Genomic DNA, 13,723 nt, shown 5'->3' on the forward strand with positions numbered 1-13,723 from the left:
GAGCGTTTCTTCAATTATTTAAAAAGAAATTATTTTATAACAACAACTTCTGTTCTTCTGTTTTGAGCTCTACCTGCAGCTGTTTTGTTATCAGCAACTGGTCTTGATGGACCAAATCCTTCAGATTCTAATCTTGAAGCGTCTACACCGTTTGCGATTAAGTAATCTTTAACAGCAGCAGCTCTTTCTTTAGAAAGTCTTTCGTTTGTTGCTAAAGAACCTGTACTATCTGTATGTCCTTCAATTCTGAATTTAGCAAATGGATATTCGTTCATTACACTTTTAATGGAAGCTAATGTTCCGAAAGAAACTTGCTTGATTGTAGATTTTCCAGTATCAAATAAGATTGATTTAGCAAAATCATTCAATTGTTTAACAACTTCTGCAGATACTTCAGGACAACCGTTATTTGCAACAGTACCTTTTACATCTGGACATCTGTCATCTTTGTCAAGAACTCCGTCTCCATCTCTATCTGGCCATGGACATCCTTTGTTTTCTTTAGGTCCTTTTTCATTTGGACAATCATCATCTTTATCAGCGATTCCGTCACCGTCTGTATCAGGACATCCTTTTAATGATTTTAAACCAGCAACTTCTGGACACTCATCATCTTTATCTGGCACACCGTCTCCGTCTGTATCAGGACAACCTTGGAATTCAGCTAAACCAAATACGTCTGGACAAGCGTCATCACCATCTATGATTCCGTCTCCGTCTGTATCAGGACATCCGTTAAATTGTTTTAAACCAAATACGTCTGGACAAGCATCGTCTTTGTCATAAATTCCGTCACCATCTGTATCTTTACCACCGAATTTGAAGGTAAGACCTGCAAAGTGTTGCAAGTGAGAAGGCATAACTGTTCTATCATCCTCGAAAGAATGTTTGTAAGTAGATTTAACAGACAATCCAACAGTTTCTGAGAACCAAAAGTTAAATCCTAATCCTCCATTAACAGTACCTGCACTATTATCTCCTAGGAAAGTATAACCTCCACCAATGTGTAACACAGGCTCGATAAACTTGAAGAAAGTACCAGCACTATAATTGATGCTACCATCAACTCCATAATACATTTCATCAATCCTTGTAACCACATAATCACCATTGTTCATAAGTGATTTTTCAGATACAAATTTGTCAATTTTGTTAAAAGACCCTGTTAGTCCAAAAGAGAAATTGTCTCCAACGTGTCTAGTCACTGTTAAGTAAGATACAGAAGGAACAAAGTTCCAATAATCCTCTGCATTAAAATACTCAGAAAACTGATTTTTAATACTTTCGGCAGCACTAACTCTACCTCCGTCGACGGCATTCGCTCCAAAGGAGACTGCCCATGGGTTGTTATTATCTTGGGCCTGCGAACTTAGTCCAGCAAACATAAAGATAGCGACAACTAATTTGTTAAGATGTTTCATACTTGATTTGTTTTGATTACAATACATTGTTAATTGATGCAAAAATAGGTTGTTTTCCGATAACTACAAAACTTAATGTTAAAATATTAATAAGAAAACTAGATTACATTCAACAATCTTCCCACTTTTATGAACGCTTCTATTGCTTTATCAAGATGCTCTTTAGTATGAGCAGCAGAGAGTTGCACCCGAATCCTTGCTTTATCTTTAGGAACTACCGGAAAAAAGAACCCAATCACATACACCCCTTCTTTCAGTAATTCATCTGCCATTTGCTGCGATAATTTGGCATCATAGAGCATCACTGGAACAATAGCTGAATCACCATCAATGATATCAAAGCCTGCCTCTTTCAGTCCGTTTTTGAAATAATTGGTGTTCCATTCCAATTGATCGCGAAGCGAAGTATCTTTTTCAAGTAATTCAAAAACTTTCAGAGAAGCACCAACAATAGAAGGAGCTAATGAATTGGAAAATAAATAAGGTCTAGAACGTTGCCGTAAAATTTCAATAATTTCTTTTTTGGCTGTGGTATAACCGCCCATGGCTCCGCCTAACGCTTTTCCTAATGTTCCGGTGATAATGTCAACGCGACCCATAACTCCTTTTGCTTCTAAAGTTCCTTTTCCGGTTGCACCAATAAATCCGGCAGCATGACATTCATCTACCATTACCATCGCATCATATTTATCAGCTAAATCACAAATTTTATCTAATGAAGCTACTATGCCATCCATCGAAAAAACACCATCAGTTACAATTAATTTGAAACGTCTTCCTTCTTCGTTAGCTTTGATGAGCTGTTGTTCCAACTCTGCCATATTGTTATTTTCATAGCGATATCGGGCTGCTTTACATAACCGAACTCCATCAATAATTGAAGCATGATTCAAACTATCTGAAATAATCGCGTCTTCTTCTCCCAATAAAGGTTCAAAAACACCACCGTTGGCATCAAAAGCGGCGGCATACAAAATCGTATCTTCGGTTCCGTAGAATTCGGCGATTTTTTGTTCTAATTGTTTATGAATATCTTGTGTCCCACAGATAAATCGAACAGACGACATTCCGAAACCATGCGAATCTAAAGCATCTTTGGCCGCTTGAACCACTTCCGGATGCGAAGAAAGTCCTAAATAGTTATTTGCACAAAAGTTCAATACTTTTTCACCGGTCGAAATAGTGATTTCTGCTCCTTGTGGCGAAGTAATGATTCGTTCTTTTTTAAATAATCCGTTTTGTTGAATTGTATCTAATTCGTTTTGTAAATGGTGTTGTATTTTACCGTACATAATGTTTTAATTTTTTACAAAGTTACTATTTCCAATGTTTCTCCAATATAAACCAATGCTTTTTTAACGACTTTAAATCCCATGTTTTGCAAAGCAGATTTATAGATTTCTAGTTGTTTATGATGTTTTGCGAGCGGCTCTCCTGTTTTATAGTCGAGAATTAGAGCTTCATTTTGTTGGTTTATTACAATGCGATCAGGTTTAACAACCGCTTCTTCTTTTCGCAAAATAATCTGTTCATTCAATATTCTATTTGACTCATCAAAAAAGATGGCTAATTCCGGATGCAAACAAATTTGGTTGATTACCAACAAAACAGCTTCTTTTTGACTCAAAGAGATGATTCCGTTTTCCAATGCTTTTGTAACCGCCAAATCAATGTCGTTTTTGGTTTTTATATCGGATAGTATTTCGTGAATCACATTGCCATATTCAATCGCTTTTTGCTGATACGTTCCCCACATCATGCTCTCTCGTTGAGCAATTTTAATGGAAATTGGATTGAGATTTTGCTCTACCAATGTAATCGGAATTAATTCTTGTACTTTTTTACTCTCTCCAGAAACCTTGTCTGCATTTCCCCATTCGTACACATTTTTATGAGAATCAAATTCCCTTTTTTCCTGTAAAAAAGAAAGAAAGAAACTAGACATATTATTAGGAGAAACTTCGCCTTTGGCATTTAAGTTCATGCTCGAAATAATGTATAGTTGTTCTTCTGCTCGTGTGAGTGCTACGTAAAGAATATTGATGTTGTCCAACAATTCTTCTTCCTTTTTTTGATGATAAACAGCGGCGGCGGATACGCCAAATTCTTCCACGTTTTTGTTATTATCGATTAAAACTTTGGGCAATTCGATTAAATCGGATTCGGGTTCAATCCACAATTTATCTTTGGGTGAATTGGCATAATTTTCTTCGGCAAACGGAAAAATCACCACCGGAAATTCTAATCCTTTTGATTTGTGAATAGTCATAATCCGAATAGCGTTATTTCCTTCCGGCGATGGAATGCTGAATTTGGCACTATTTTCATCCCAATACGATAAAAAATCTGAAATTCCAGATTGGTTCTTAATATCTCTATCTAGTACCCTATCGAGAAAATCCTGAATATAGGCGTTGGATATTTTGGGCTTGATGAACGTTTGAATAATGGTTTCAACCGCTTCATACAACGATTTTTTTCTAATTTGTTGAAACGAAAAAGATAAATCTAACGAAGTTAACCAGTTTTCTAAATCAATTTCCAAGTCAAACTCCATTCCTTTTGCCACAAAATCGTGAGTTGGTATTTCGTACTGAAGATTTTTTGCTACATAATATAGAAAATGTGCTTTTGATTCTTTATCGGCTCCGTTTTTTAAAAATCGCAATAGCGTAATGATCAAATTTACATCGGAAGAATTTTGTAACAACAGTGATTCAGACGAAACAATCGGAATACTTTTTTCGGTCAAAAAAGCAGCAATTTTGACGCCCGGTTCTTTTTTTCGGGTCAAAATAACCATGTCTCGATATGAAAATCCCTTAACTTTTAATTCATCAATAGTTTGAAGGACTTTTTCTAAATACAAATCATCTTTTTCAACATCTTCTTCTAATTCTTTTTTGGACGGGATAAAAGAAAGCTTCACATAGCCGCCTTTTTTATCATTTTCTTTTTGATGACTGTGATTTTCATACAAATCTTTATAATCCGAATGCTCGAAACTATTGGACAAAAACGCGAAAAACTGGTTATTAAAATCAATGATTTGGCTGTAACTCCGCCAATTGGTATCCAAATGAAATAGTTCTTTCTCGGGATTTATAAACGGATTTTCATTTTTGCTTAATTCGATAAACTGTTCTGCTTTTCCACCACGCCAACGGTAAATCGATTGTTTTGGATCGCCCACAATCATCAAAGAACCTCTTTCTTGGTTCAAATCTTCGCTGGACAAAGCATTATCAATCAACGGAATTAAATTTTCCCACTGCATTTGCGAGGTATCCTGAAATTCATCTATAAAAAAATGTTTATACCGTTCGCCCATTCGTTCATAAATAAAAGGAGCAGGTTGGTTTTGAATTTCGTTGTGAATGATAGCATTGAACTCTGAAATCGATAAAATATTTTGCTCTTCTTGAATTTTATCCAATTCCTGACTCACTCGATTTAAAAGTGATAAGGGTGTGATGTTTTTTAAAAAAGCGACATACAACATATATTCTTTTACCGAAGAATGTATCAAACCAAAAAAGTGCAGTAATTCTGCCGCAATTGAATCAACCGCCTCTTTTTGCAGTTGCGGAATTGATTTTGAATAGCGATTTCCTTCCGCTAAATACTCTTCAATTTTGGCATTGTTGATGATTTCGCCTTGGGCCGTTTTTGTAAAATAATTAAAAACCACGCCTCGATTAAATGATTTTGCATCCAATTGCTGGTTGTTAATGTGTTGCATGGCTTTTTGACCAACTTCCAAACATTCTTTTTCGATGGTTTTGATTTTGTCGAGCACATTTTTTTTCAACTCAATAAATTCCGGAATCTGTTTGTCTTTAAAATGAACAATTTCATTACGGTTATTTTCGTTAGTTAGCAATTTTGAAATTTCTTTGATATCACGAGTAACATCCCACGATTTATCATCGTCTGTTTTTTCTAACGTAAAATCAACCAACAAACGGGTGAGCATTTCATCGTCGCCGGCTTGTGCAATAATAGCATCAATGGCTTCTTGCAAAAGGTTGTCGGTTTCTAGCGAAACTTCAAACGTGGAAGGCAAATTCAAATCGTGAGCAAACGTTCGGATTACTTTATGTGTAAATTTATCAATCGTAGAAATATCAAAAGAGGCATAATTATGAATAATATTTCGAATAATAGCTTTTGATTTTTGTTTGATGTCAACAATCGAAAGTCCGGTTTCTTTCACAATGGTATTCATCACCGCCATTGCTTTGCCATTAGGTTCGTCGGTTGCAAATTGCGAAAGTGTTTCTACTACTCTTGATTTCATTTCGCCAACTGCTTTGTTGGTAAATGTGATCGCTAAAATATTTTTATAAGCATCTTCTTTTTTAGATAAAAGAATAATTTTTAAATATTCTTTCACCAAAGTAAAGGTTTTGCCCGAACCGGCAGAAGCATCGTAGATTGAAAAAGCGGGTTTATTCAAGGGTATAATATAAATTAATGCAACAATAACGAAATAGAATTTCCTTTTCCAAAGTTAATTGATTAAATTTGAAGCTCCTTATTGTTAAACATAAAAAAATATAAAATTATGTCATTTGAATTACCACAATTACCTTACGCATACGATGCATTAGAACCACATATTGACGCCAGAACGATGGAAATTCATCATTCTAAGCACCATGCGGCTTATACCAACAACTTGAATGCTGCAATTGCCGGCACAGATATGGAGGGTAAAACCATCGAAAATATTTTAATTAATTTAGACAAAACCAATGCGGCTGTTCGCAACAACGGTGGCGGTTTTTATAATCACAATTTGTTTTGGACAGTGATGTCTCCAAACGGTGGTGGAGAACCAACTGGCGAATTAGCCGATGCAATCGAAAGAGATTTTGGTACTTTTGCCGAATTTAAAGCAAAATTCTCTAAAGCAGGAGCAACTCAATTCGGTTCTGGATGGGCTTTTTTATGTGTGAAAGATGGAAAACTGGAAGTTTGCGGAACACCTAATCAAGACAATCCGTTAATGCCGGGCGTTGGTTGTGGCGGAACACCTATTTTGGCAATGGACGTTTGGGAACATGCTTATTATTTACATTATCAAAATAGAAGACCGGACTACATCGATGCCTTCTTTAATGTAATTAATTGGGAAGAAGTTTCAAGAAGATTTGCTACTGAAAAATAAACAGTCATCTTCTTAAACGAAAAAAGCGACATTCTAACGAGTGTCGCTTTTTTTGTGAAAAATAAAAAGGTGGAATTTCTTCCACCCTTTTGCCCCAAATCTACCATAAACTTAACCGTGTGTACTATGGTAATAACAAAAGTACAACGGTTTTTAGTAAGAAACTATTGTATGACAGAATAAAATTTAACAATTAGGGAATAAAGGGTACATTGTGTGCTTATATGGGTTTTTGATTGGTTTTTAAAAGTGTTTTAAACTTGCATAAAATAAAAAAGGTACGCATAGCGTACCCTTTTTGCCCCAAATCTACCATAAACTTAACCTACTAATGCTATGGTGAAACAAATGTATACTAACACATTATTTTTATCAAATAAATTAGATGAAATGCATCAAAAATCGTTAAAAGGCAAAATTTGTTAAATTCTAGTATGCTCTCGCGTCTTTCCCTTCATAGAAATTCATGAATGCACGGTTTACCACACGATTTCCACCAGGTGTAGGATAGTTGCCCGTAAAATACCAATCGCCCAAATGGTTTGGACAAGCTATGTGTAAACTACCTACTGTTTGAAAGATAATTTTTACTTCCGCTTTTGTATCGGAAGAACATAACATTTCGGCAATTTTGTCTGAAACCTGTTGATCGGTAAATGGTGCATAAATTTCTTTGACGTAATTTACAATTTCACCGTCTTTGAATTTTTCTTGAAGTTTACACTTTTTATATACCTCATCAATAATCGAATATTGGTTGTTTTCTTTTAATAATTCTAAAACAGCTCTAAACGCAACCAATCCCTCTAGTTTTGCCATATCAATACCATAGCAATCAGGATAACGTATTTGTGGAGCTGATGACACGATAACAATTCTTTTTGGATTTAATCGATCCATCATTCGGATGATGCTTTTCTTTAACGTAGTTCCACGAACAATACTATCATCAATAATCACCAAATTATCGGATGGATTGATTACGCCATACGTTACATCATACACGTGAGCTACCAAATCATCCCGACTGCTGTCTTCTGTAATAAAGGTTCGCAACTTGGCATCTTTAATCGCAACTTTTTCAGTTCTGATTTTTACGGAAAGAATTTCTTCTAATTTTTCTTTAGTAAGTGTTTTTCGGTTGGTAAGAATGTATTTGTTTTTTCGTTGGTTCAAAAAATCCTGTGCCGCTTCTACCATTCCATAAAAAGAAGTTTCGGCTGTGTTAGGAATATAAGAGAAAACGGTGTTGTCTGTATCGTTTTCAATCGCCTCTAAAACGGCTGGCAGTATCAATTTACCAAGCATTTTTCTTTCTCTGTAAATTTCGGCATCACTTCCTCTTGAGAAATAAATACGCTCAAATGAACAGGCTTTCTTTTCTAACGGTTCTAAAATTTCTTCTAACGAAAAACTTCCATTCTTCTTAATAATCAACGCTTTTCCGGGATCTAATTCTTGCACTTTTTCGAAAGGCACATTAAAAACCGTTTGAATTACCGGTCTTTCTGATGCAACGACCACGATTTCATCATCTTCATAAAAAAACGCAGGACGAATTCCGGCAGGATCACGAAACACAAATGCATCTCCATGACCTAACAAACCGGCCATGGCAAAACCACCATCCCAATTTTTAGATGCTCGTATTAAAATTTTAGCAATATCTAATTTTTCGGCAATCACTGGAGAAGCTTCTCTTTTGGATAACCCGTTATTTTTACATTCCTGATACAAATCGGTTACTTCATCATCAAGAAAATGACCGATTTTCTCCATTACGGTAACCGTATCGGCCAATTCTTTTGGGTGCTGACCTAATTCGACTAAATTATCAAAGAGTTCTTTTACATTGGTCATGTTGAAGTTTCCGGCCACAATCAAATTTCGGTGCATCCAATTGTTTTGACGTAAAAACGGATGAACACTTTCGATACTATTTTTTCCGAACGTTCCGTAGCGAACGTGACCTAAAAACAGTTCTCCGATGTACGGAATATTTTCTTTCTGCCAAGCAACATCATTTTGAAATTCGGGATTATTCGCCAAATCTTCATTAATTCGTTCATTAATTTGAGCAAAAATATCCTGAATGGGTTGCGATTTGTTGGAACGAACCCGACTGATGTAACGCTGACCAGGTTCCACATCAAATTTGATGCTAGCAAATCCGGCACCATCTTGACCACGGTTGTGCTGCTTTTCCATCAAAAGATACATTTTTTGTATCCCATAAAAAGCGGTTCCGTATTTGTCTTTATAATACTGAAGCGGTTTTTTCAATCGCAAAAGAGCAATTCCGCATTCGTGTTTTAGATTGTCACTCATTGTTGTTGTTTAAACTGAACTTGTTTCAGTTTCTTTTTTGTAGGTTGATTTTAAAACTATTACTATAAAAAATGCCCCGAAATTTCGGGGCACACTATTTTATTCTAATTCGATATCAAATTGAGTTAATTCTCTAAATTGTTTCAAGCGGTCATACACTTCCTCTTTTTCAAGGTCAAGCATTCGCTCGGTTCCAAATTTTTCTACACAGAACGATGCTAAGTTTGAACCGTAAATAATCGCATTTTTCATGTTGCCAAACGAAATGTTTTCGCTTTGGGCAATGAATCCTGAAAATCCACCTGCAAACGTATCGCCAGCTCCTGTTGGATCAAAAACTTCTTCTAATGGTAAAGCCGGTGCAAAGAAAATTTCTTTTCCTTGGAATAACAAGGCTCCGTGCTCTCCTTTTTTGATTACTACATATTTTGGACCCATGGTATGAATCTTCGCTGCAGCTTTTACCAATGAATATTCTCCGGATAATTGACGAGCTTCTTCATCGTTAATGGTGATTACATCGACGCGTTTCATCACTTCGTGTAATTCGGCTAATGCACAATCCATCCAAAAATTCATTGTATCCAATACCACTAATTTAGGTTTAGCAGTCATTTGGTCTAACACACTGATTTGAACCATTGGGTGTAAGTTGCCTAACATTACAACATCTGAATCTTTGTATTCGACAGGTACTTTCGGTTGAAAATCGGCCAATACATTTAGTTCTGTAACCAACGTATCTCTCGAATTCAAATCGTTGTGGTAACGACCGCTCCAAAAGAACGTTTTCCCACCTTTAACAATTTCAATTCCGGAAATATCGATGTCTCTATCGGATAATAAATCTAAATATTCTTGCGGAAAATCTTCTCCAACAACAGAAACAATCGCCGATTTCACATTAAAAAAAGAAGCCGACAAGCCAATAAAAGTAGCGGCTCCGCCTAAAATTTTGTCGGTCTTCCCGAAAGGGGTTTCAATCGCGTCAAAAGCAACGGTTCCTACGATGAGTAGTTTGTTCATGGATTATGGTTTGAAATAAGGTGCAAAGATACGTTTTTTGTTTAAAAGTTTAAATGGATGGAGGTTTAAAAGTTTGTGAAAATTTGCGGGATTGTAAATAAAAAAGATTGTTTCCTTTACATAACTAGAATTAATAAAATACTAATTCAACCTTCTTTTTTATTTTTTGTATTTTTGTAAAAAACCGATTTTGACTAATTTATCCATCATAAAATGTAAGGCTTGCGGTACATTTAATCGCAATTTGGACTATTGTTCTACTTGTGGCGAATTGATTAATCCCAGTCTAATTAGAAAAAAAAATATCGAAAAAAGGAAGAAAAAGCACAAAGAGCATCTAAAAAAAGAGCAAGTTGAGGCCGAAAACTCATTATTGTATAAATTGCGGAACCATCATTTTTGGTTTATCAGAGCTGTTGGAACAATCCTCTATTCGGTTTGGGTGATTGTTATGGCTGTTGGAAGTTTTCTCGCTTGGTTGGCTGCTACAATTTCTGCGTAATAGACATGAAAAAAAAATATTCTTATTTGGTATTTTTTTTGATTTTTTCAAGTTCATTTATGGTCTATTTGCTTCAACAAAACGGTTGCCATTTACCAAAAATCATCAACAATTACTATAACGATTTGATGGCTTTACCTATCGTTTTAAGCATTACTTTGTGGACGGCAAGAAAAATGAAATCAAATCCAACTCTTCAGCTCACTTTTTTTCAATGTCTTGCAATGGCATTTCTTTATGGATGGTTTTTTGAAGTCTATTTACCCGAGAGTAATCCTCGCTACACCGCAGATGTAATTGATGGGATTTTGTACGTGGTTGGTGCGATTTTGTTTTATGGATGGTGGAGCTGGAATGATAGAAATCACATCTCATAATTATTTGATCTCCAATAACATTCACTATACTTGTTGGCTGAAATAAACAGGTGTGAAAAATACAAGTTATGTGAAAAAACTCAATTTGGAATAAAAAAATAAACGAAGTATCTTTCGTCAAGAAACACGACTACTTAAAAAAAGTTTAAAAAATCAAAATAACACTATGATTTTAACAACAACCAATTCCATTGAAGAGTACAAAATTGCAGAATACAGAGGTATTGTTTCTGGTACAGCTGTTAATATGCAAAAAATGAAAATGACTTTTAATATGCAAAAATATTATGCAGGAATAAGTGAAAGCGTTTCCGAGGTAAAAGAGCAAGCTTTTGTGCAACTTAAAGCAAATGCAGAAAAATTAAACGCCAATGCTGTGGTTGGAATAAGTGTTGATATTGAGCTAACAACAAGTAATTATGTTACCGTTACAGTAACCGGAACTGCTGTAAGTATTATAAAAAGATAATTCTGTAAATAATCATTTTTTTTAGTATTGGAAACTATAAAGATTTAACTTTTCTAAAAAATTTATTCAGATTTTTTATTTTTAGTATAGGGTTGACTAACAATAATGTCAGCTAAAGGAATAGATTTGTAATAACAAATGTGTTTTCTATTTTTAACCTTTGAAACAATAAGAACGTTATGAACCGATTACTTTTAGTGTTTTTTATCAGTTCTTTTTGTATCCTGCACGGTTCAAAGGAGTTTTAAAATCACAAACAAAACCGAAAGCGAACTGATAAATTTTTATGATTCTAAAGAAATTAAAGAATTTTTATTGGTGAAATATTTCAATTCCTTAAAAACCATAAGTGACCGTAATCGAATTATAATTCCACAAAATATTGTTTTTGATGCGGATGGTTATGAAGTTGAACCTTTTAATGAAAAACTTTGTGCCAATCATACGTTTGAATTTCTCAAAACCTACGACAAGTCAACAAAGATGAAACTTACGAAATACCACATAACTGATTATCTTTCAAACTTTAAAATGATTAGTGATAGTACTAGTTTAGAAAGCATTATTGATGAAAAGGAAATACGCGTTTTTGTGCATTCGGGAACTTTTGGCGAAAAACTAAATGTAAATAAAGAGGCATTTACTATCCATAAAACTTATAAAGACAAGTTTAACGTGTATGTTGTTAATTTGGATATCGGAGAATGGAATTCAAATTAAATTTTTTGCAAGTTGAGTTTTATTCTTAATTATTGTGAAATTGCTTCACGAGGGTTTGTTTTATAGATTTGTTTTTTTTTGAGTGAAATATCTAAATTATTTCAAAACAACTTCCCCTCCTCCTTTTCATAAAACGAATCAATATTGAGATTCGGCAAACCCGCAGCATAAACCGCCAATTCATCACAACGTTCATTTTGAGGATGACTATTGTGCCCTTTTACCCACTTGAAATCCACTTTGTGTTTGCGATAAATTTTTAGAAAACGCAACCATAAATCGGGGTTTTTCTTTCCGGTGAATCCTTTCTTTTCCCATTGAAAAACCCATCTTTTTTCAACAGCATCCACCACATATTTTGAATCGGAAGTTACTAGAACAGTCGTATTCGGATTTTTCAATTTCTCCAAACCCACAATCACGGCCAATAATTCCATTCGGTTATTGGTGGTGTAGCGAAAACCTTCGTAGAATTCTTTTTTGTAAGGCGAACCGACTAATTCCATCACAACGCCATAGCCGCCTGGTCCGGGATTACCCTTGGCTGCTCCGTCGGTGTAGATGTGGACTTCGTGGGTCATTTTTTTTTGGTAATGGGTTATTGGTGATGGGTAATAGGGCTAAATTAATTGGTCGATTGTTTTTGGAAAAAAGCGGTATTCGAGTTTGTGAACTTTGTCTGCCACTTCTTCGGCCGTTCTGCAATCTGAAATTGAGGTTTTCTCTTGTAAGATTATCCTTCCTTCGTCATAGTGCTCATTTACAAAATGAATGGTGATTCCGGTTTCAGTTTCTTTATTATCCAAAACGGCTTGGTGAACGTGTTTGCCATACATTCCTTTTCCACCATAATTCGGCAACAACGCAGGATGAATATTGACAATTTTATTGGGAAATGTTGCGATAATGTGTTCCGGAAATTTAAGTAAGAAACCCGCTAAGACAATTAAATCGGGTTTTAATTCGATTAATTTAGAAAGTACGAAATCACCGTAAAGCTCGTCTTTATTGAATATAACCGATGGAACACCCAACTTTTTTGCTTTCTGTACAACTTTGGCATTAGAATTGTTTGAAAACACAGCGACTACCGATTTTGAGGTATTATTTTTGAAATAGTGAATGATATTTTCCGCATTGGAACCCGTTCCGGAGGCAAAAATCACGATGTTCTTCATGTTTCCAGTAATTTTTATTACGCAAAAAAACAAAAAAGAAACGAGAATTTATAGGGTTTGAGCTTCTATTGTCAAATTAATTTTTTAAATTCGTAGTCAGATTTATTAACTAAAATGTTGTTTTAAAATAAAGTTTTTTATTTTTGCCAACAATTAAACTAAAATTTAAAAGATTATGTCAGACATTGCATCAAGAGTAAAAGCGATTATCGTAGACAAATTAGGTGTTGACGAAAACGAAGTTGTAACAGAAGCAAGCTTCACAAACGATTTAGGTGCTGATTCATTAGACACTGTTGAGCTAATTATGGAATTCGAAAAAGAATTTGATATTCAAATTCCGGATGATCAAGCGGAAAACATAGCTACTGTAGGTCAAGCTATTTCTTACATCGAAGAAGCTAAAAAATAATAACTACAAACATCCCGTTCTGTTTATCCGGAACGGGTGTTATTATTTTTACTAAAACTAATTTATTGATTGTCATTCAATCACACACATACAGAAAAAAACACCCCTGATTTTTAA

Annotated in this window: 13 protein-coding genes; 6 read left to right on the top strand and 7 right to left on the bottom strand. The window is 34.9% G+C overall.

From position 1 onward, the window contains the following. Positions 1-29: 29 nt before the first annotated feature. The 3 genes from B0I10_RS13480 to B0I10_RS13490 form a co-directional block, all read right to left on the bottom strand. Positions 30-1,421, bottom strand: a complete 1,392-nt coding sequence (locus tag B0I10_RS13480) for an OmpA family protein (protein WP_112087087.1) — start codon at positions 1,419-1,421, stop codon at positions 30-32. Between the two features lie 98 nt (positions 1,422-1,519). After that, positions 1,520-2,713 (bottom strand): glycine C-acetyltransferase, encoded by a 1,194-nt coding sequence (kbl, locus tag B0I10_RS13485; RefSeq protein WP_112087035.1) that lies wholly within the window; start codon positions 2,711-2,713, stop codon positions 1,520-1,522. Between the two features lie 14 nt (positions 2,714-2,727). Beyond that, positions 2,728-5,880 carry a UvrD-helicase domain-containing protein gene (locus tag B0I10_RS13490; RefSeq protein ID WP_112087036.1) on the bottom strand — a complete coding sequence of 1,051 codons (3,153 nt, stop codon included), beginning with the start codon at positions 5,878-5,880 and terminating at the stop codon, positions 2,728-2,730. Between the two features lie 108 nt (positions 5,881-5,988). Here B0I10_RS13490 and B0I10_RS13495 point away from each other — a divergent pair, with 108 nt between their 5' ends. Beyond that, positions 5,989-6,594 carry a superoxide dismutase gene (locus B0I10_RS13495; RefSeq protein WP_112087037.1) on the top strand — a complete coding sequence of 202 codons (606 nt, stop codon included), beginning with the start codon at positions 5,989-5,991 and terminating at the stop codon, positions 6,592-6,594. Positions 6,595-7,023: 429 nt separating this feature from the next. On the opposite strand, the gene B0I10_RS13500 is transcribed toward B0I10_RS13495, so the two are convergent. Both B0I10_RS13500 and B0I10_RS13505 read right to left on the bottom strand, forming a co-directional pair. Then, positions 7,024-8,922: an amidophosphoribosyltransferase gene (locus B0I10_RS13500; protein WP_112087038.1), complete on the bottom strand. Its 1,899-nt coding sequence runs from the start codon at positions 8,920-8,922 to the stop codon at positions 7,024-7,026. 99 nt (positions 8,923-9,021) lie between these two features. Further along, on the bottom strand, positions 9,022-9,948 hold the full coding sequence (locus B0I10_RS13505; protein ID WP_112087039.1) for a PfkB family carbohydrate kinase: 927 nt from the start codon (positions 9,946-9,948) through the stop codon (positions 9,022-9,024). Positions 9,949-10,138: 190 nt separating this feature from the next. Here B0I10_RS13505 and B0I10_RS13510 point away from each other — a divergent pair, with 190 nt between their 5' ends. The 4 genes from B0I10_RS13510 to B0I10_RS13525 all read left to right on the top strand — a co-directional run bounded on the left by B0I10_RS13510 (position 10,139) and on the right by B0I10_RS13525 (position 12,016). Beyond that, a complete protein-coding gene (locus tag B0I10_RS13510) occupies positions 10,139-10,450 on the top strand; it encodes a hypothetical protein (protein WP_112087040.1) in 312 nt (103 codons plus the stop codon). A 5-nt stretch (positions 10,451-10,455) separates the two neighbouring features. Continuing rightward, positions 10,456-10,827, top strand: coding sequence for a hypothetical protein (locus B0I10_RS13515; protein ID WP_112087041.1), 372 nt, complete (start codon positions 10,456-10,458; stop codon positions 10,825-10,827). 166 nt (positions 10,828-10,993) lie between these two features. After that, complete coding sequence (locus B0I10_RS13520; protein ID WP_112087042.1) at positions 10,994-11,296, top strand: heavy metal-binding domain-containing protein; 303 nt, start codon at positions 10,994-10,996, stop codon at positions 11,294-11,296. A 318-nt stretch (positions 11,297-11,614) separates the two neighbouring features. Continuing rightward, entirely contained in the window at positions 11,615-12,016 is a 402-nt protein-coding gene (locus B0I10_RS13525) for a hypothetical protein (protein WP_146740364.1), read from the top strand. 101 nt (positions 12,017-12,117) lie between these two features. Here B0I10_RS13525 and rnhA read toward each other — a convergent pair whose 3' ends face one another. Further along, positions 12,118-12,597: a ribonuclease HI gene (gene rnhA, locus B0I10_RS13530; protein WP_112087044.1), complete on the bottom strand. Its 480-nt coding sequence runs from the start codon at positions 12,595-12,597 to the stop codon at positions 12,118-12,120. A gap of 39 nt (positions 12,598-12,636) precedes the next feature. Next, the gene (gene purN, locus B0I10_RS13535; RefSeq protein ID WP_112087045.1) at positions 12,637-13,194 is read right to left on the bottom strand and encodes a phosphoribosylglycinamide formyltransferase; all 558 of its coding nucleotides are present in this window, start codon (positions 13,192-13,194) and stop codon (positions 12,637-12,639) included. A gap of 175 nt (positions 13,195-13,369) precedes the next feature. Here purN and B0I10_RS13540 point away from each other — a divergent pair, with 175 nt between their 5' ends. Continuing rightward, entirely contained in the window at positions 13,370-13,606 is a 237-nt protein-coding gene (locus B0I10_RS13540) for an acyl carrier protein (RefSeq protein ID WP_007137004.1), read from the top strand. Positions 13,607-13,723 lie beyond the last annotated feature (117 nt).

Origin of the sequence: Flavobacterium lacus, assembly GCF_003268815.1 — a bacterium.
Taxonomy (GTDB): Bacteria; Bacteroidota; Bacteroidia; order Flavobacteriales; family Flavobacteriaceae; genus Flavobacterium; species Flavobacterium lacus.